This is a genomic window from Corynebacterium canis, assembly GCF_030408595.1.
GTDB lineage: Bacteria > Actinomycetota > Actinomycetes > Mycobacteriales > Mycobacteriaceae > Corynebacterium > Corynebacterium canis.
This window is the reverse complement of record NZ_CP047080.1, coordinates 1,707,840-1,726,756: the sequence shown is the minus strand read 5'-3', so window position 1 is coordinate 1,726,756 and position 18,917 is coordinate 1,707,840. Positions and strand designations below refer to the sequence as shown.

The window sequence follows — 18,917 nt, the reverse complement described above, 5'->3', positions numbered from 1 at the left end:
ATTCACCATGCCCAAGCGCACAGATATTTCACATGTCCTGGTGATCGGTTCCGGCCCTATTGTGATCGGCCAAGCTTGCGAATTCGATTATTCCGGGACGCAGGCCTGCCGGGTCCTCAAAGAGGAGGGCATGCGGGTCACGCTGATTAACTCGAACCCGGCGACGATCATGACCGACCCGGAGTTTGCGGACCACACTTATGTGGAGCCGATCCAGCCGGAATACATAGAAAAGATTTTTGAAGCGGAGATCGCGGCCGGGCATCCTATCGACGCCGTGCTGGCCACCCTCGGCGGGCAAACCGCGTTGAATACGGCGATCGCGCTGGACCGTCGCGGCTCCCTGAAAAAGTACAACGTGGAGCTGATCGGCGCGGATATCGAGGCGATCGAACGCGGCGAAGATCGGCAGAAGTTCAAAGATATTGTCGCCCGCGTCGGCGGCGAATCCGCCCGCTCTCGCGTGTGCCACAACATGGAGGAGGTGCGCGAAACCGTCGCTGAGCTGGGCTTGCCGGTGGTGGTGCGGCCTTCATTCACCATGGGCGGGTTGGGTTCCGGTCTTGCTTATACCGACGAAGACCTCGAACGTATCGCCGGTGGTGGCCTGGCCGCATCCCCGGAGGCCAATGTGCTGATCGAGGAGTCGATCCTCGGCTGGAAAGAGTTCGAGCTGGAGCTTATGCGCGACGCCAAGGATAACGTCGTCGTCGTGTGTTCCATCGAAAACGTGGACGCCCTCGGCGTGCACACCGGCGACTCGGTGACCGTCGCCCCGGCCATGACGCTGACCGACCGTGAGTTCCAAAAGCTGCGCACGCAGGGCATCGCGATTCTGCGCGAGGTGGGCGTGGATACCGGCGGCTGCAATATCCAGTTCGCCATTAATCCGCGCGATGGCCGCATTATCACCATCGAAATGAACCCGCGCGTGTCCCGGTCTTCGGCGTTGGCTTCCAAGGCCACCGGCTTCCCGATCGCCAAGATCGCGGCGAAGCTGGCCATCGGCTACACCTTGGACGAGATCACCAATGACATCACGGGCGTCACCCCCGCCGCTTTCGAACCTACGCTCGATTATGTGGTGGTGAAGGCGCCGCGCTTCGCGTTTGAAAAGTTCACCGGCGCGGACGATACGCTCACTACCACCATGAAATCCGTGGGCGAGGCCATGTCGCTCGGCCGCAACTATATCGCGGCGCTGGGCAAGGTGCTGCGCTCGCTGGAAAACAAGCAGGCCGGTTTCTGGACCGTCCCAGACGAGTCCTTTGCCGGCGATAAAGCCACCGACGTTGCCGCCATTTTGGAGGATCTGCGCCGCCCGACCGAGGGGCGTTTGTACGATGCCGAGCTGGCCCTGCGCCTCGGCGCCAGCATCGAAGACGTGTACGAGGCTTCCGGCATCGACCCGTGGTTCCTCGCCGAGCTGCAGGCGCTGGTGGAGTTCCGCGCCGAACTCGTCGAAGCCCCCGTGCTCAGCGAGCAATTGCTGCGCCGCGCGAAGTTCTTCGGCCTGTCGGACCGCCAGATCGCCGTGTTGCGCCCCGAGTTCGCAGGCGAGGACGGGGTGCGCCGCCTGCGCTGGTCGTTGGGCATCCGCCCCGTGTTTAAAACGGTGGATACTTGCGCGGCGGAGTTTGAGGCCAAGACGCCGTACCACTACTCGGCTTACGAGCTGGATCCGGCGGCGGAGTCGGAGGTCACCCCGCAGACCGAAAAGGAAAAGGTGATCATCCTCGGCTCCGGCCCGAACCGCATCGGCCAGGGCATTGAGTTCGATTATTCGTGCGTCCACGCCGCCCTCGAATTGTCCCGGGTGGGCTTTGAAACGGTAATGGTGAACTGCAACCCGGAGACCGTGTCCACGGACTACGATACGGCCGATCGCCTGTACTTTGAGCCGCTCACCTTCGAGGACGTTATGGAGGTGTACCACGCCGAATCCCAGTCCGGCACCGTCGCCGGCGTGATCGTCCAATTGGGCGGTCAAACGCCCCTCGGTCTCGCCGAACGTTTGCGCGATGCGGGCGTTCCGGTGGTGGGCACCAGCCCGGAGGCCATCAACCTTGCGGAGGATCGCGGCGAGTTCGGCGAGGTGTTGCGCGCCGCCCAGTTGCCCGCCCCCGCGTTCGGCACCGCCACCAGCTTTGATGAGGCCCGTCAGGTGGCGGAGCGCATCGGCTACCCGGTGTTGGTTCGCCCCTCCTATGTGCTCGGCGGCCGCGGCATGGAGATCGTCTATGACCAGTCTTCGCTCCGCGATTACATCGAACGTGCAACCGAGATCACCAGCGATCACCCGGTGCTTGTAGACCGCTTCCTAGACAACGCCATCGAGATCGACGTGGACGCCCTCTGCGACGGCACCGAGGTGTATTTGGCGGGCGTGATGGAGCACATCGAGGAGGCCGGTATTCACTCCGGCGACTCGGCCTGCGCCCTGCCCCCGATGACGCTCGGCGCGGGGGATATTGAAAAGGTCCGCCGGTCCACTGAGGCGCTCGCACATGGTATCGGTGTGCGCGGCCTGATGAACGTGCAGTTCGCACTGAAGGACGACATTCTGTATGTGATCGAGGCGAACCCGCGTGCGTCTCGTACCGTGCCGTTTGTGTCGAAGGCGACAGGCACTCCGCTGGCCAAGGCGGCTTCCCGCATTATGCTGGGCGCGACGTTGGCGGAGTTGCGCGCGGAGGGCATGATTCCCACCGATTACGACGGCGGTTCGCTGCCTCTCGACGCCCCGATTGCCGTCAAGGAAGCCGTACTTCCGTTCCATCGTTTCCGCCGTCCCGACGGCACCATGTTGGATTCGCTGCTGAGCCCAGAAATGAAGTCAACGGGCGAGGTCATGGGCCTGGCCGATAATTTCGGCGCGGCCTATGCAAAGGCGGAGGCGGGCGCGTTTGGCGCGTTGCCCACGAGCGGAACTGTGTTCGTTTCCGTGGCCAATCGCGATAAGCGCACCTTGATCTTCCCCATCCAGCGTTTGGCGTCCCTGGGCTTTACCATGTTGGCCACGTCGGGCACGGCTGGGATGTTGCGCCGGAACGGCGTCGCATGTGAAACCGTGCTGAAGCAATCGGACGTCAAGGCGGAAGGGGAAGGCGTTTCCATTGTCGACCGTATTCACAATGGCGAGGTCGACCTTATCTTGAACACACCTGCGGGTTCTTCGGGCGCTCGCCACGATGGTTACGACATCCGTGCGGCCGCCGTGACCATGGGTATTCCGCTGGTGACCACTGTGCAGGGGGTGACGGCGGCCGTGCAGGGCATTGAGGCGTTGCGCGCCGGCGAACTCACCGTCTGCCCGTTGCAGGAGTTGGATTACTCATGACGTTCGGCGAAGCGCTTCTCGACGCCGCGGCCTCCCGCAGCCGCCTCTGCGTGGGCATAGACCCGCACCCAGCACTGTTGCAGCAATGGGGTTTACCCGTCAACGTTGCGGGCCTGGAGGAGTTTTCGCGGGCCTGTGTGGAGGCGTTTGGGGATACCGTAGCGCTGGTGAAACCGCAGGTGGCCTTTTATGAGGCTTTCGGTTCCGCAGGTTTTGCGGTGCTGGAGCGTACGATAGCCGCGCTGCGCGCACAGGGTGCCTTGGTGGTGGCGGATGCCAAACGCGGCGATATTGGCTCCACGATGGCCGCCTATGCAGCGGCCTGGTTGTCTGATGATTCCCCGTTGGTTTCTGATGCGCTCACAGTTTCCCCATACCTGGGCTATGGCGCGCTGGAGCCGGCGTTAACTCTTGCTGAGCGCACCGGCAGAGGAGTGTTTGTATTGGCCGCAACCTCCAACCCGGAGGGGCGTGCCGTGCAGGACTGTACGAACGTTGACGGGACAACGCTTAGCCAACAGATAGTGGATTTTGCAGCTCGCGATAATGCCCGTCATAGTGGTGTGGGCAATATTGGTGTCGTCGTTGGTGCTACGCTTGCCGACACGCCCGAGCTGAAACATCTTCGTGGACCCGTCTTGATGCCTGGGGTTGGAGCGCAGGGCGCCACCGCCCAAGATGTGAGCGAACTCGCTCAAGGCATCGAACATTTGGTCTTCCCAAATATGTCTCGCGGGATTTTGTTGGCGGGCCCACATGTGGCTGACCTGCGGAAATCCGTTGCCGAACAAGCCGCGAGCTTTCCGGGTTTTCCCAGGTAGATTCTCGGAGAAAAGTTGGTAATCTGGACCTCAATGACGTGGGATTTCGGCATGCCCACCTTTGACTTTTCCGAGATAGTGCTATGCTGATCCCGGCTCGGTTGTCTGCAGGTGTTCTGTAGGCCGCCGAAATCTGGTAGACATTACCGAAAGAACATTGACCGTTTATTTGAATCGGAGGAACCCCGTGGCCCTTCCCAAGTTGACCGACGAGCAGCGCAAGGAAGCCCTCGCGAAGGCCGCTGAGGCCCGCAAGGCACGTGCAGAGCTGAAGGAAAAGCTCAAGCGCGGTGGCACCAACCTCAAGGAGGTATTGGCCCAGGCTCAAACCGACGAAATCATCGGTAAGACTAAGGTGTCGGCATTGCTTGAGGCGATGCCGAAGGTAGGCAAAGTGAAGGCTAAGGAGATTATGGATGAGCTGGAAATCGCCCAGACTCGTCGTCTCCGTGGCCTAGGTGATCGTCAGCGCCGCGCTTTGCTGGAGCGTTTCGGCTTTAGCGACGAGGACTAAGTATTGTCTGCAGCCAGTTCGTTGGGCCGCCTCGTAGTGTTGGTTGGCCCTTCCGCCGTGGGAAAATCCACGGTTGTCGCGCGGTTGCGCGATGAAATCCCGGGGCTGTATTTCAGCGTCTCCATGACCACCCGTAAGCCCCGTCCCGGCGAGGTGGAAGGTCGTGATTACTTCTTCGTTTCTACCGAGGAGTTTCAGGATAAGATTGATCGTGGAGAAATGCTCGAATGGGCTGATATCCACGGCGGGTTGCAGCGCTCTGGCACCCCAGCCGGACCTGTTCGCGAGGCCCTAGCGGTGGGGCGACCCGTTCTCGTTGAGGTTGACCTCGTTGGTGCCCGCAACGTTGTCCGCGAAATGCCGGAGGCACATTCCGTGTTTTTGGCCCCTCCTTCATGGGAGGTTTTGGTGCAGCGGCTTACCGGCCGTGGTACCGAATCTGAAGACGTTATTGCCCGCCGGCTGGAAACCGCCCGTGGTGAATTGGCGGCGCAAGACGAGTTCGACCACATTGTGGTCAACGACGATATGGATCAAGCGGTTGCGGAGCTTCGTGCGATCCTGCTCGGTTCGTAAATTTATTCATCATTGTAGACACTGTTGAAAAGGTGCAAGTGACTCACGTGACTGCCAACAACCAGGACGTTTTCGATGCCCCAGTCGGCATTACCGAACCGCCCATTGACGAGCTTTTGGATAAAGTCTCCTCCAAGTACGCTCTGGTGATTTTCGCCGCGAAGCGCGCCCGCCAGATTAATAGCTACTACCAGCAGGCAGACGAAGGCGTGTTCGAATTCGTTGGTCCGCTGATCAATCCGCAGAAGCGTGCAAAGCCGTTGACCATCGCCCTGGGCGAGATCAATGAACGGCTGCTGGACCACACCGAGGGCTAGGACACCCTGACCCTCGTGAGTAAAAACATTGTCGTTGGCGTGTCTGGCGGCATAGCCGCGTATAAGGCATGCCACCTCGTGCGGCTGTTTACTGAACAAGGACACCGCGTGCACGTGGTGCCGACGCCCACCGCGCTGAAGTTCGTTGGAGCCGCCACCTTCGAGGCCCTTTCCGGCAATCCCGTCTCCACATCTGTGTTCGATGCCGTCGATGAGGTCCGGCACGTAAACCTAGGCCAGCAGGCCGATCTTGTGGTGATCGCCCCAGCCACCGCCGACCTTTTGGCGCGCCTCGTCATCGGCCGCGCGGACGATTTGCTCACCGCCACCTGCCTCGTGGCCACCTGCCCGATTGTGCTCGCTCCGGCAATGCACACCGAAATGTGGCATCACGCGGCGACCCGCGCGAACGTCGAAACGCTGCGGAGCAGGGGAATTGCGGTGCTGGAGCCCGCGCACGGACGTCTGACGGGCAAGGACACCGGCCCGGGACGCTTGCCGGAACCGGAGCAAATCGCGGCAATGGCGCAGGTGTTGCTGGCAGGCCAGAAATTGTCACGCACGCTGGAGGGGCTGCGCGTGGTGATCAGTGCGGGCGGCACGCAGGAGGACCTCGACCCGGTGCGTTACCTCGGCAATCGATCATCTGGTCGACAAGGGTTTGCGCTTGCGGAAGTCGCCGTGCAACGCGGCGCGGAAGTCACAATCGTCGCCGGCGCCACCGATAACTTGCCGACGCCGCCCGGGGCCCGCATTATCCGCGTCGGCTCCGCCGTGCAAATGCAGGAAGCCATCGAGGAAGCCTCGGCGGATGCGGATATCGTGGTAATGGCGGCCGCGGTCGCCGATATGCGGCCCAAAAACCCCGCATCGGTAAAGCTAAAGAAAGGCGTCGATTCGGATGCGCTTTCGAGCTTGGAATTGGTGGAAAACCCCGATATTCTCGCGGGCCTCGTCGCGGACCGGCGTCCCGGGCAAACCATCGTCGGCTTCGCTGCGGAAACCGGGGATACGGAACGCAGCGCGCTGGAGCACGCTAAGGTTAAGCTGCAACGCAAGGGTTGCGACGTGCTGATGTGCAACGAAGTCGGAAACGGAAAAGTGTTCGGACAGGCCACGAATATGGGGTGGATTCTTACCCGCAACGGCGAGGTGTTTGAGGTCGGGGCGGGATCCAAGTTCGAGGTGGCCGCCCAAATCTGGGACGCAATCGAGGCGGTACACGGCTAGCGCGCTTCGCGGCGAAAAATGATGCGATCGTTGCTGGTTGTAACACTTTTCAATCAGCGCGAAATTTCGCCGAGAGAAATATCTCAAAACAGATTCACCACCTTGACAGAATAGTTTAGAATATATATTCTTGGAGCCCATCAATAAGTTCGCTTCGTTTTAGGTAGCATAGTAGCTGGTGGGAGAGTGTTGGATGAAGGCGATCTCGGCTCGATGTGCGCAAAGAAAAAGAAATAATTAAAGACCTAGAGCTTCAAAATGCGTACTTAGTCACAGCACATAGACACGCTCAGCGCATTACGCGTGAATTGGATAACCACGGTGTGCCGTGGGCTATAGCAACTTCAGGCCAACGGGAGGTGGCAGTCGCTAGATTATTGGCGGCTGGCATTCGTCGACCTCAAGTGATGATTACCTGCGACGATTGCACTCAAGGTAAACCCAGCAAGGAGCCGTATACCCGCGCGGCGGACTTGCTTGGGGTTGCGCCTGAAGATTGTATCGTAATTGAAGACACGTTAGTTGGAATCACCGCAGGAAAAGCGGCCAGAGCAACGACAATCGCGGTGACCACCACATATCCGAGAACCTTTTTCGGGGAAGTTCCGGATATGGTTATTGAAAGTCTAGGTGAGATTATTGTCAGTGCTGACGGCGTATTCGTAAACAGGTCATAGCGTGAATAATCCCGTCGGATATTTCCAAGAAATCTATGGCAGATTCAGTGCGCGAACTTGTTCTGAAGCCATAGTCTATTTCTTAATCGGGGTCGCGCATGTTTTCTGGGGTGTAAGGTTTGCTGATTCTCAATTCTTAGGCTTATCAACGCTGCCGGTGCTGCTTACCGTGCAATTTGCAGCCTATTTGTCTGGAGTTTTGGTTACCCCAATTCTTGCAAAGTTCGCCGACCTTCGAGCGTTCGTTCCGATTTCGATCGGCATGTATTGCCTTGCAATATGTGTTGGCGCAACTAGCTGGTCAATGGTTCTCCTGAGTTCCACAATTTGCCCTAGTCCCCCGGTTTGAAGTTTTTTAGCTGGTTGATTTTTTCTTCGATTTCGGGTGTGAGCTGGGGTGGGATTTCGTATCGGTGCTTGCCGGTTTCGACGAGTGCGTGTCGGTACTGACTGAGGGTCGCGACAAGTTTCGGAGTGGTTATCTGGCAGGTGAGGTAAATGTGTTTTGACATTGCTAAAGCAGCCAGCACGATGGTGAGATGCGCTTGGATGGCATCTTCAGTGCGATGAAAAATTGGCCGGGCTTGCAAGTCTGTTTTCGCCATCCGGAACGCGTTTTCAATGTGGTGGAGCTCGTGGTAGAGACTAATTACCTCACTACCTGCGACTTGGTCTTTATCCAGGTTGGTAACGTAGCCTTTCCATCCGGCAAGAGCGAGCGCCTTATCGAACGCACTCTCGTTGATCCTCAGCGTGTCTTTGTTCCTTGATACAAACCGTGGCAACCGAGTAGCTGCCTTGCCTGCGACGGTTGCTTGAGCTTTTTCTTTTTGTTTTTGTAGCGTGAACGTGTCGTACTTGTAGCGCTTTGGACTAAAACCTACTACCACTCGGCGAGTGACCGCATTGCCTGCTTTGCCCATAGTTTTGGTGGTTTCGACAATTTCGTATGTGTCCGTTTTCTTCGACCACGCCGCCATGTCATCATCGGAGATAGTCACCGCGTGAGGGGCTTTTTTTAGCCGGTCGGCCACGATGTAGTTAATCCCTGCAGCATCAAGCTCATCAAGATTAGTTGCCGATAGCATCGCGGCATCAGCAACTACTGTCAATGATTCCAAATCGTGGGCATTGCGATAGGCCTCAAGCATCGGGATCAGCGTGGTGGTTTCCGCAGTCTTGCCATGAAAAAAGTCCACATGCAGTGGAAATCCCAGATTATCAGTAATCAACCCCACGACGATTTGAGGATCAACGCGACGCTCTTTGCTCATCCCGATCTTACGCAGCTCGTCTTCTTTTGAGGTTTCAAAATACAAAGTAGTCACGTCGTACAGCACCATGGTTACCTGATGATTGGTGCGCACATACTCGTGACATTTGGCCGAAATTATCTTTTTATAGTCGCGTTCGTGGCATCGCTTGAGTGCGTTGTAGATGGTGTTTTCATGCGGCGCACATCTGCCCATACTCGCTAAAACCTCAGGCACCTGAGCCTTCGAGGTGGGTTTAACCACACGTGCTATCACCGTGGACATAAACGCTTCATCATGTAACGAGGCAAAGCCAAGCTGTTGGTAAACCATGGCTAGCACATCCCAGATCAACCTGGCCGGAGATGAAATCACCCGTGGCGAGGCCGGAAAATTAGACTCAGCCACAGGCGCGCGTTGAGCGCGGGGCGGATCGCGGAGAACCGTCGAATCAGCACCGCGTTCAACTAACAGCTCGAGTTGCTTGTCCGAGGCCGATTCCAGGTAGTTAGAGATATCCACCATCGATGGACGCGCACGAACTGGCACATCAATGCCGATATCCAGACTCATCTGTGCGTCTAAACCCATAAATTCCTCTGCCTTGTCAATTAACGCATGCAAAGTCAGATCATCATGAGCAGTACCCACATGGGACAACACAACGGTGCGGCCACGGACTTTGCGCACAACTTGAACACTCACCCCACCAGAGGTAGTCCGCGAATACTTAATGTAAGCCACCCAATGACGCTATCACCAACCAGGCACCTAGTCCCCCAAAACGCACTTCCAAAACAACAAACCCCAAGGTCAGAAACATTCCACCCAAAAATCCGCAAAACAGTTGTGGAAGTCAGGTTAGTTGGAATCACCGCAGGAAAAGCGGCCAGAGCAACGACAATCGCGGTGACCACCACATATCCGAGAACCTTTTTCGGGGAAGTTCCGGATATGGTTATTGAAAGTCTAGGTGAGATTATTGTCAGTGCTGACGGCGTATTCGTAAACAGGTCATAGCGTGAATAATCCCGTCGGATATTTCCAAGAAATCTATGGCAGATTCAGTGCGCGAACTTGTTCTGAAGCCATAGTCTATTTCTTAATCGGGGTCGCGCATGTTTTCTGGGGTGTAAGGTTTGCTGATTCTCAATTCTTAGGCTTATCAACGCTGCCGGTGCTGCTTACCGTGCAATTTGCAGCCTATTTGTCTGGAGTTTTGGTTACCCCAATTCTTGCAAAGTTCGCCGACCTTCGAGCGTTCGTTCCGATTTCGATCGGCATGTATTGCCTTGCAATATGTGTTGGCGCAACTAGCTGGTCAATGGTTCTTTTGCTAGGTTCGAGCCTGCTGCTCGGCTTGATGGCTGGCATGCAGGAAACCATCATTGCGGCTGCGGTTTTGGCAGATCGGGGTCGGAGGCAGCAGATTTTCATTCTAGAAAAGTTTTTTGGCCTAGGTGCTTTTACGTTTCCGTTCTTTGTTGCGCTAACAGACGTTTCGGATTTGTTTTATTTGTACGGGATTTGTATTTGCATACTTGCGATTGTTGCCCTCGGACTGTGGATTTCCAGCGACATTGGGGAGGCTGGCCACTCAGCGGTGAGCGAAGTTCCCAGATTGAAGACGCGCTATCAATCAGATCGATCGCAAACTAAAAAGTCAATGCTTTTTACTCTGATGGTTGTTGCTTTATTCTACGGTGGTTTCGAAACCAATTTTGTGAACTGGTTGCCGGCATTCGGCTCCCACAGTGGTGGTAATGCTATCGGAGAGATCGCAATATCGCTCTTTTGGGTTGGCATTGTGGTTGGGCGGTTGGTGATAAATTTGGCACTTTCGCGCTTTAGCACGGGCTTTTTACTTTTTGTTTCCGGCGTTGCGCTCACTGTTTTTGTTTTTGTGCTGGGATTGTCGCTGAATATCACGCACAGGTTTTGGTTGTACGTTTTGATTCTGATTATTGGGTTATCGTCTTCGGTGATATTTCCGGGGCTGCTTTCGTATGCTGCCGGTAAGGTGCACGTCGATACCGCAAGAGTCACGAGTGCCCTAGTCTCTTCCGCAACCCTTGGCGGATCAGTTTGCGCTATGCCGTTCGGGTTTATCGTGTCGAATTTCGGTGAACGCTCGCTATGCTTGGTTTTTGCGGTGTTGGGTGTGTTGGCGATTCTTTTGATGTATTCGACGACGATTGTTCGTAGACATTGATATCACCGAATCCGCGACGTTGTGCCTAGGCGTGGGGGTCGCTTGATCAGTGGCGGATCGAGCATTGGCAGGGGCAAGCGGCGTTGTTGTGCTCAGGCGCTTTGTTGCCTATTTAGACCGCTTAGTCTAGATTGATGATGTCTGACGCATCGTCATCGTCGTAAAACACAAAGGAAGTTTAGTAATGGTTTTACCTGAGGCGCAGCACCGCCTTTTCACCAGCGAATCTGTGACCGAAGGCCACCCGGATAAGATCTGCGACGCCATTTCGGACACCATTTTGGATGCCATGCTCAAGGTGGATCCGTATTCCCGCGTCGCCGTTGAAACTGTGGTGACTACCGGTTTAGTTCACGTTGTGGGTGAAGTTCGTTGTGAAGGCTATGTGGAAATCCCGCAGCTTGTGCGAAATAAATTGCGCGACATTGGGTTTACCTCCTCGGAGGTGGGTTTCGACGGTACAACGTGCGGAGTTACGGTGGCCATCGGTGAACAGAGCCGAGAAATTGGCGCGGGCGTCGATAATTCGCATGAGGTACGCTCCGGCGCGAAAGTGGAGGAAGATGACCGCAACGGCGCCGGCGACCAAGGCCTTATGTTCGGATACGCCACCAATGAAACGCCGGAATACATGCCGCTGCCGATCTCGCTGGCGCATCGGCTGGCGCGTCGGCTGACCCAAGTGCGCAAGGAAAACATCGTTCCGCACCTGCGTCCGGACGGGAAAACGCAGGTGACCTTTGCTTATACTGCGGATAATCGCCCCAGCCACTTGAACACGGTGGTGATTTCCACGCAGCATGACCCAGATGTGACGCAGGAATGGTTGGAGCAGCAACTCCGCAAGCACGTTGTCGATTGGGTCATCGCGGACGCGGGCCTCGAACAATTTGTCGGCGATGATCTGCAATTGTTGGTGAACCCTTCCGGGTCCTTTATCCTCGGCGGTCCGATGGGGGATGCGGGCCTGACGGGACGCAAGATCATCGTGGACACCTACGGCGGCATGGCCCGCCACGGCGGCGGCGCTTTCTCCGGCAAGGACCCCAGCAAGGTGGATCGCTCCGCGGCCTATGCGATGCGGTGGGTGGCCAAAAACGTGGTGGCGGCGGGGCTGGCCGAGCGCGTTGAAGTCCAGGTCGCATATGCGATCGGGCGTGCGAAACCGGTGGGCCTGTATGTGGAAACCTTTGGTACCGCCGCGGCTGGTCTCAACGATGAGCGAATCCAAGACGCTGTGGCTAAGGTGTTCGATCTGCGCCCGGCCGCGATTATTCGCGAACTGGATCTGCGTCGTCCGATCTACGCGCAGACCGCCGCGTATGGGCATTTCGGCCGCACCGATTTGGATTTGCCGTGGGAGCGCACCGACCGGGTTGACGAATTGCGCGCGGCCGCCGGGCTGTAATACGGCTCACAATCGGCGGGTGATTGTTATGAATCTTGGAAGTTTTATAGCGTTTCGCCTGTGATGTTGCTAGCGTGGGCGGAGTGGTACCTAGTGTGCTTTCCCAAGCGAAGTCACTCCGCCTAGCCATGTGCTGAGCGCGCTAGGGCAATATCGAACACAATCTGGCACATCTTTGGGCGGTGAGTTTTGTGGTGGCCGTATGCCCGCGGCCGTCGATTGGAGCCAGGATCATGGCACCCCTGTTGCTCATGCCCGCAGTTTCGTTATCGTTCGTTTTGCCGTTTTTTATTTGCAGAGTGCGGGACCGCGTGCTGCGCGGCGTGTGGGTTTCCGTCTCGTTGACCACCGCGGTGATTGGCTTCGCCGTTCTGATCGCGGTGGTGGACAATAAGCACCTCGTCGGGATGTTCGCTTCCGTGTGCGTTGTCGCCGTGGTGTCTACGATTATTGCTGTTCGGATCGCCGAACGCTGGGATCGCCTGCACCCGCCAAAGGGAACACCTTTTCTAAGAGCGCTTCATAGATGAGCTGCTTGATGGCGACCCGCGCCTCCACAAAGATTTCGATCTGATTTATGGTATCTAAGAGTTCCTCGAGGAATTCGGAGGAAAACTCTGGCGGGATTTGGCCGGCCTCTTGCCAGCGCGGCACTTGCGCGGCGAGAAAGGTTTTGAAGTCGGATTCCTGGCAGCGGGTGAGGGATTCGGCGTGCAGCTCTGGGCCCATTTTGGGGTCGTCCCAGGCTTGCAGGATCTTGTTTTCCTGCGTTGCGGCGGCGAAGTGGTGTATGACGTGCATCATTGCCTCCCGCGGCTGGTCCCAATCCGTGGTTCGCGCGGCTTGGTCTTTCACCGCGGCGTTTTCGGCAAAGTAGATGTCGAAGAACAGTTCCTTTTTTGAGGGGTAGTACTTGTATACGCTGCCCACCGCCAGCCCTGCAGCAGCCGCGATGTCCGCCACCGAGGTCTTTTTGTAACCGTTGCGCAGAAACTCCGTTCGGGCTGCTTGCAGTAGCTTTTCCGGTGCTGGCTCCATAGGTTCGTATCCTACTACGGTTCCACGCCGCCAACGACGGTCAGCTTTTCCAGCGTCTTCGAATCGTGGGTCGAGTTTACGAACTGATCCGTGGCGTCTGTGCCGGCTTTCACGCCGTGGTGCATTCCGCGCACCCACGATGGAATGTTCGATACGTCATAGACGACGTCGTTCACAACAACGTAGGCGTCCTTCCCATCTGCGCCGTTGTGTTCGGCGACTTCCTCCATGGTGAAGGTGCGGTCCTCGATGATCGAAAGCTCCTCTTGGGTGAACGTGCGTTCGAGTTTGGTGGCGTCGCCAACATTGGGGTTCGGCGGCATTAGCGATTTCGCCGCGTAATAGCCGACCACGATGATCACGATCGTCACGATGATCACTACCGTGGTTATCCATATCGCTTTCACTGTTCCTCCAGACTGGTTTAGTGGGCTTTTCAGAAACTTCCACGCGTGAATGAACAGAATGAATATTCATTCACAGTGTAGTTCGCGGCGAGTCGGCGCGTCAACCTTCGGTAGAATCCTTGGATATGTCCACAGCCCGAGTGCCCGCGCCCGAGGTTCCGGTGGCCCGGGTTTTGCCCCTCCTCGGCCTGCCACACCTCGATAGATTGTTTGATTACCGCGTCGATTCTAAGCAGCACGAAGCCGTGCAGCCGGGGGTCCGCGTGCGCGTGCGCTTTTCCGGCCGACTAGTGGACGCGCTGGTAATTTCACGCTCTTCACACACCGAACACCAGGGCGAATTGGCGTGGCTGGAGCGCGTGATTTCCCCGGAGGTGGTGTACCCATTGCGCACCCGCGAACTGGTGGAGGCGCTCGCCGAACGTTATGCGGGCGTGCGTAGTGACCTGATCCGGGCCGCCATTCCCGCGCGCCATGCGGGTGCGGAATCCGCCGACACCAGCACTCCGTGGGAGGAGTTGGGCACCGTCAGCGAGCCGGACCTTTCGCAATGGTCTTCGTACGCCTATGGGGAGTCTTTTGTCGACGCCGTGCTCTCCGGCGCCAAGGCGCGTGCGGCGTGGCAGATCGCGCCAGGCGATGATTGGGCGCGGGCCCTTGCCGCCCTTGCAATCAAAACTGTGATCGACGGCGGTGGTGCGTTGATCGTGGTGCCGGACCAGCGGGATGTGGATGCCTTGGAGGCCGCCTGCAAGGAGTGGGTTTCCGCCAAACAGATCACTGTCCTCGGCGCGTCCCTAGGGCCCCAAGCCCGCTACCGGCGGTTTCTGTCCGTACTGCACGGGCAGGGCCGGTTGGTTATCGGCACCCGCAGCGCGGCGTTCGCCCCGGTGGCCAAGCTGCGCCTGGCGGTGATTGTGCATGATGGGGACGATAGCCTAGCCGAACCGCGGGCCCCCTATGTGCATGCGCGGGAGGTGCTCACCATGCGCAGCGCCAAGGAGCAATGCGCGCTGGTTGTAGCCGGGCATTCGCGGACCGCGGAAACCCAGCTTTTGGTGGCGCGCGGTTGGATGCATAATCTGGTCGCCCCCCGCGAGGTAATTCGAACGCGTATGCCACATGTGTTTGCGGCGGGAGATTCGGATTTCGCCCTCGAGCGAGACCCCCGGGCCGGGGTGGCCAGGCTCCCCAGCGCCGCGTTCGCGGCCGTACGGAAGGCCTTCGGCAGGGGAGAGCCCGCACTGGTGCAGGTGCCGCGCACCGGCTATGTGCCCACCTTGGCGTGCGGATCTTGCGGTTCCCCCGCCAGGTGCCGGCATTGCAATGGGCCCTTGGGTCTGCCTACCGGCGGCGATGCAGCCGTGCCTACCTGCCGGTGGTGTGGACGCCCAGATTCCAGGCATCGCTGCGGCGAATGTGGGTCGGTGAAATTGCGGGCCGTGGTGTTGGGTGCGGGGCGCACCGCCGAGGAGTTGGGGCGCGCTTTTCCCGGCGTGAAGATCGTCACCTCCGGCGGCGCGCACATCGTCACCGCCATCGAGGAAACCCCGCAGCTCGTGGTGGCCACGCCCGGCGCGGAACCGCGCGGCCGGTACGGTGCGTTGATCCTGTTGGATACGTGGGCGCTGCTGGGCAGGCAGGACCTGCGTGCCACCGAGGAAACATTGGCGCGTTGGGCCGCCGCCGCCACGTTGGTGAAGCGCGGCGGCGAGGTGGTGGTCATGGCGGATCCCGGGCTGGCCGTGGTGCAGGCATTGATCCGATGGGATATGGTCGGCGCCGCCGCATTGGAGCTTGAGCAACGCGCCGAGGTCGGGTTCCCGCCTGCGGTTCGCATGGCGGCGGTGGACGGGCCCGCCCAAGCGATCGACCAATTCATCGAGCTATTGGAGATTCCGGAAGGCGGCGAAATCCTCGGTCCCGTGGACTTGCCGCCGGGGGTGAAGCTGCCGGGCGAATATGACGAACAGGTTTCCGGACCTGTGCAACGCATTTTGGTGCGGGTGCCGGTGACCGCAGGCTTGTCATTGGGGCGGGCGTTGCGCGCCGCCCAGGTCGCTCGCGCGACGCGTAAGGAGCTGCTGCCGCTGCGGGTTCAGGTGGATCCCCTGCATATCGGATAGTGCGCGCGCAAGCGTTGACCTGCGGGAGCGAATCAGAGCTTGGGGGTGGTTGTGGTTAGTATGGGTGGGATACTAAAACGACGCGATATTTTTAAAGGAGCGCCCTGAAGTATGACCATCCGCGATATTCGCCTGTTTGGTGACCCCGTCCTGATAACCAAAGCGGATGAGGTGACAGAGTTTGATAGCAGCCTCGCGAATTTGGTGGATGACATGATGGAAACCATGGCCCATCACAATGGCGTGGGGCTTGCCGCAAACCAGGTCGGCGTGACCCGCCGCGTATTTGTGTTCGATTGTTCCGATGATGATGGGGAGCCCCTCAGCGGCCACGTGGTCAACCCGGTATGGGAGCCATTGTCTGAGGAAACGGTCACCGATGCCGAAGGTTGCCTGTCCATTCCGGGGGTCCGCAAAGATACCGAACGCTTCGCCCACGTGCGGGTGACCGGCCAGGACGTCACCGGTAAGCCAATTGAGATCGTGGCGGACGGGCTGCTCGCGCGGTGCATTCAGCACGAAACAGACCACTTGGATGGCGTGCTTTTTCTCAAGCGGTTGGAGCCGAAGCTCCGCAAAGAAGCCATGGGGGAGATTCGCAAATCCGATTGGTTCCAACGCTAGGAAAGGCCGATACACATATGCGGTTAGTTTTCGCGGGCACCCCTGAGCCCGCAGTCGTGGCATTGCAAAAACTCCTTGCCTCGCAGCACGAGGTTGTAGCCGTGCTTACTCGCCCAGACGCGAAACAAGGTCGGGGGCGCAGCTTGCAGCCCTCGCCCGTGGCGCGACTCGCGGCGCAGCACGGCATCGAGGTGCTGAAACCCACCAGCCTGAAACCCGACACCGAAGACGGCCAGCACGTGCGCGCCCGATTGCGCGAACTGGCGCCCGAATGCATCCCGGTGGTCGCCTACGGCAACCTGATCACCCGGGATTTGCTGGACATAGCCCCGCATGGATGGGTGAACCTGCACTTTTCACTCTTGCCGGCGTGGCGTGGCGCGACACCCGTGCAGGCCGCGATCAAGGCGGGCGACCAGCGCACCGGCGCCTCGGTTTTCCGCATCGAAGAGGGCCTAGATACCGGACCCGTGTTGGCGACGGTCGCGGAGGACATTTTGCCCACCGACACCGCCGACGATTTACTTACGCGTCTCGCACATACGGGCGGCGACCTTCTTGTCGAAACCATGGACGGTTTAGAGGCGGGCACCGTAGTCGCGAAACCGCAGGTGGGCGAGCCGACCTACGCCGCAAAGATCACCAAGGAAGACGCCCGCATTTCCTGGGCCGACAGCGCCGAGGCGATTGATCGCGCGATCCGCGCCCACACCCCTGGTCCTGGCGCTTGGACGCAGGCGGGTGAGGCGCGCTTGAAGGTGGGGCCGGTGGCCGTCACCGATCGGGATGATCTCGCGCCGGGCAAGTTGGCGATCGAAAAGAGTGGCGTTTACGTTGGCACCGGTTCGACCGCGGTGCTGCTGGGCAAGGTGCAGCCGCCCGGCAAGACCATGATGCAGGCGGATGCGTGGGCGCGCGGCGCTAAGGATATTGAAGGAATGGTGTGGCAATGAGCGGTTTTCGATCCCGGAGCCGGCGCTCCGTACAGCAGGAAAAAGAGCAGGCGAAGCGGCGGCAACGGGTGGAACGCCCCGCGCGGGAAGAGCGCCCGGACGTAGATGAACCCCGCCTCGCGGCCTTCGACGTTCTCACACAAGTGCGCGAAGAGGACGCCTATGCGAACCTGGTGCTTCCGAAGATGTTGCGGCAGCGCGGCATTCGGGGGCGCGATGCGGCGTTCGCCACCGAGATCACCTATGGCACGCTCCGCACGCTGGGGGTGCTAGATGCGGTGATTGACGCGGCGTCGACACGCCCGGTGGAGAACATCGATCCGGCGTTGCTGGATGCGTTGCGGCTCGGCGCGTACCAGGTGTTGTACACGCGGGTGGAGCCGCACGCCGCCGTTGATACGACCGTACGTTTGGTTGCGGAAAAGGTGAAAGGGTTTGCGAATGGCCTGATGCGGACGCTGACGCGCTCGAGCCGCGAATCGTGGTTGGCCAAGGCCGCGCCGAAGGGCGAGGTGCCCGAGTTGGCGTTCCGGCACGCGCACCCCACCTGGATCGCCGAGAGTTTCGCACGCACGATCGGCATTGGTGAGCTGGGTGCGGCTCTCGAAGCTGATTCCGAACGTCCGAAAGTACATTTGGCTGCGCGGCCGGGCGAGATGAGTGCGGAAGAGCTGGCGCTGATCACCGGCGGCGAGGAAGGCAAATACTCCCCATACGCCGTGTATTTGGATGGCGGCGACCCAGGGGCGTTGGAGCCTGTGCGGCAGGGGCTCGCCGCGGTGCAGGACGAGGGCAGTCAGCTGATCGCGCGCGCCGTGGTGCAAGCGCCCATCGAGGGCGAGGACACCGGGCGTTGGCTCGATCTTTGCGCAGGTCCGGGCGGTAAAGCGGCATTGATGGGGGCGCTGGCACGCATCGATGGCGCGCGTGTCGACGCCGTGGAAATCGCCCCCCATCGCGCCCAACTCGTGGCACAACTCACCGACGGTCTGCCGGTGGATGTGCACGTTGCGGACGGGAAAAAATCGGGTTTGAAACCCGGATACGATCGCATTTTGGTGGACGCGCCGTGCTCCGGACTGGGCGCGTTGCGGCGTCGTCCAGAGGCGCGGTGGCGGAAGCAGGAGTCGGATATCGCCGAGCTCAGCGTTCTACAATTCGAACTGTTGAGCGCCGCGTATGAGTTGTTGCGGCCGGGCGGCACTGTGGTCTATTCCACCTGTTCGCCGGATCTGCGGGAAACCCGCGAAGTGGTGGATCGCGCGGTGCGTGAGCTTGGCGCGGAGGAATTGGACGCGCATCCGTTGGTGCCGGGCATGAGCGATGTTGGTTTTGAGAAATCGGTGCAGATGTGGCCGCACCGGCACGGGACCGATGCGATGTTTTTCGCGGTACTGCGCAAACCGGTGACGTAAACTCAC

The 18,917-nt window shown here is 59.0% G+C and carries 16 protein-coding genes; 13 read left to right on the top strand and 3 right to left on the bottom strand.

From position 1 onward, the window contains the following. Window positions 1-7: 7 nt before the first annotated feature. From carB to CCANI_RS07545, 7 genes are all read left to right on the top strand, one after another. A complete protein-coding gene (gene carB / locus CCANI_RS07575) occupies window positions 8-3,340 on the top strand; it encodes a carbamoyl-phosphate synthase large subunit (protein ID WP_146324820.1) in 3,333 nt (1,110 codons plus the stop codon). Next, entirely contained in the window at window positions 3,337-4,161 is an 825-nt protein-coding gene (gene pyrF, locus CCANI_RS07570) for an orotidine-5'-phosphate decarboxylase (protein WP_146324818.1), read from the top strand. Before carB ends, pyrF begins: the two co-directional genes overlap by 4 nt. Window positions 4,162-4,348: 187 nt before the next feature. Continuing rightward, window positions 4,349-4,675 carry an integration host factor, actinobacterial type gene (mihF, locus tag CCANI_RS07565; RefSeq protein WP_027012248.1) on the top strand — a complete coding sequence of 109 codons (327 nt, stop codon included), beginning with the start codon at window positions 4,349-4,351 and terminating at the stop codon, window positions 4,673-4,675. A 3-nt stretch (window positions 4,676-4,678) separates the two neighbouring features. Beyond that, window positions 4,679-5,251, top strand: a complete 573-nt coding sequence (gene gmk / locus CCANI_RS07560; RefSeq protein ID WP_146324816.1) for a guanylate kinase — start codon at window positions 4,679-4,681, stop codon at window positions 5,249-5,251. Between the two features lie 38 nt (window positions 5,252-5,289). Then, window positions 5,290-5,568: a DNA-directed RNA polymerase subunit omega gene (rpoZ, locus tag CCANI_RS07555; RefSeq protein ID WP_146324814.1), complete on the top strand. Its 279-nt coding sequence runs from the start codon at window positions 5,290-5,292 to the stop codon at window positions 5,566-5,568. 15 nt (window positions 5,569-5,583) lie between these two features. Further along, a complete protein-coding gene (gene coaBC / locus CCANI_RS07550) occupies window positions 5,584-6,798 on the top strand; it encodes a bifunctional phosphopantothenoylcysteine decarboxylase/phosphopantothenate--cysteine ligase CoaBC (RefSeq protein ID WP_246118254.1) in 1,215 nt (404 codons plus the stop codon). 215 nt (window positions 6,799-7,013) lie between these two features. Further along, a complete protein-coding gene (locus tag CCANI_RS07545; RefSeq protein WP_146324810.1) occupies window positions 7,014-7,475 on the top strand; it encodes an HAD-IA family hydrolase in 462 nt (153 codons plus the stop codon). A 332-nt stretch (window positions 7,476-7,807) separates the two neighbouring features. On the opposite strand, the gene CCANI_RS07540 is transcribed toward CCANI_RS07545, so the two are convergent. Further along, window positions 7,808-9,433: an IS1634 family transposase gene (locus CCANI_RS07540; RefSeq protein WP_290210782.1), complete on the bottom strand. Its 1,626-nt coding sequence runs from the start codon at window positions 9,431-9,433 to the stop codon at window positions 7,808-7,810. Between the two features lie 316 nt (window positions 9,434-9,749). Between CCANI_RS07540 and CCANI_RS07535 the strand changes: the two genes are divergently transcribed. Together CCANI_RS07535 and metK are read left to right on the top strand one after the other, a co-directional pair. After that, window positions 9,750-10,940: an MFS transporter gene (locus CCANI_RS07535; RefSeq protein WP_146324808.1), complete on the top strand. Its 1,191-nt coding sequence runs from the start codon at window positions 9,750-9,752 to the stop codon at window positions 10,938-10,940. A 184-nt stretch (window positions 10,941-11,124) separates the two neighbouring features. After that, window positions 11,125-12,348, top strand: a complete 1,224-nt coding sequence (metK, locus tag CCANI_RS07530; RefSeq protein ID WP_146324807.1) for a methionine adenosyltransferase — start codon at window positions 11,125-11,127, stop codon at window positions 12,346-12,348. Window positions 12,349-12,795: 447 nt separating this feature from the next. Here the strand turns inward: metK and CCANI_RS07525 are convergent, their stop codons facing one another. Beyond that, the gene (locus CCANI_RS07525; protein WP_146324806.1) at window positions 12,796-13,386 is read right to left on the bottom strand and encodes a TetR/AcrR family transcriptional regulator; all 591 of its coding nucleotides are present in this window, start codon (window positions 13,384-13,386) and stop codon (window positions 12,796-12,798) included. 14 nt (window positions 13,387-13,400) lie between these two features. Then, window positions 13,401-13,766: a cytochrome b5 domain-containing protein gene (locus tag CCANI_RS07520; protein ID WP_246118253.1), complete on the bottom strand. Its 366-nt coding sequence runs from the start codon at window positions 13,764-13,766 to the stop codon at window positions 13,401-13,403. A 152-nt stretch (window positions 13,767-13,918) separates the two neighbouring features. Here CCANI_RS07520 and CCANI_RS07515 point away from each other — a divergent pair, with 152 nt between their 5' ends. The 4 genes from CCANI_RS07515 (at window position 13,919) to CCANI_RS07500 (ending at window position 18,911) form a co-directional block, all read left to right on the top strand. After that, on the top strand, window positions 13,919-15,919 hold the full coding sequence (locus tag CCANI_RS07515; RefSeq protein WP_146324805.1) for a primosomal protein N': 2,001 nt from the start codon (window positions 13,919-13,921) through the stop codon (window positions 15,917-15,919). 111 nt (window positions 15,920-16,030) lie between these two features. Further along, window positions 16,031-16,543 (top strand): peptide deformylase, encoded by a 513-nt coding sequence (gene def, locus CCANI_RS07510; protein ID WP_146324804.1) that lies wholly within the window; start codon window positions 16,031-16,033, stop codon window positions 16,541-16,543. Window positions 16,544-16,560: 17 nt separating this feature from the next. Continuing rightward, window positions 16,561-17,496, top strand: a complete 936-nt coding sequence (fmt, locus tag CCANI_RS07505; protein WP_146324803.1) for a methionyl-tRNA formyltransferase — start codon at window positions 16,561-16,563, stop codon at window positions 17,494-17,496. Further along, window positions 17,493-18,911: an RsmB/NOP family class I SAM-dependent RNA methyltransferase gene (locus tag CCANI_RS07500; RefSeq protein ID WP_146324802.1), complete on the top strand. Its 1,419-nt coding sequence runs from the start codon at window positions 17,493-17,495 to the stop codon at window positions 18,909-18,911. The genes fmt and CCANI_RS07500 overlap by 4 nt, the downstream gene beginning before the upstream one ends. Window positions 18,912-18,917: the final 6 nt, after the last annotated feature.

Excerpts from the sequence above, each read along its gene's own strand:
- CCANI_RS07500 (WP_146324802.1), top strand. The coding sequence starts at position 17,493 with ATGAGCGGTTTTCGATCCCGGAGCCGGCGCTCCGTACAGCAGGAAAAA.
- def (WP_146324804.1), top strand. The coding sequence starts at position 16,031 with ATGACCATCCGCGATATTCGCCTGTTTGGTGACCCCGTCCTGATAACC.
- metK (WP_146324807.1), top strand. The coding sequence starts at position 11,125 with ATGGTTTTACCTGAGGCGCAGCACCGCCTTTTCACCAGCGAATCTGTG.
- carB (WP_146324820.1), top strand. The coding sequence starts at position 8 with ATGCCCAAGCGCACAGATATTTCACATGTCCTGGTGATCGGTTCCGGC.
- fmt (WP_146324803.1), top strand. The coding sequence starts at position 16,561 with ATGCGGTTAGTTTTCGCGGGCACCCCTGAGCCCGCAGTCGTGGCATTG.
- CCANI_RS07515 (WP_146324805.1), top strand. The coding sequence starts at position 13,919 with ATGTCCACAGCCCGAGTGCCCGCGCCCGAGGTTCCGGTGGCCCGGGTT.
- CCANI_RS07525 (WP_146324806.1), bottom strand. The coding sequence starts at position 13,386 with ATGGAGCCAGCACCGGAAAAGCTACTGCAAGCAGCCCGAACGGAGTTT.
- pyrF (WP_146324818.1), top strand. The coding sequence starts at position 3,337 with ATGACGTTCGGCGAAGCGCTTCTCGACGCCGCGGCCTCCCGCAGCCGC.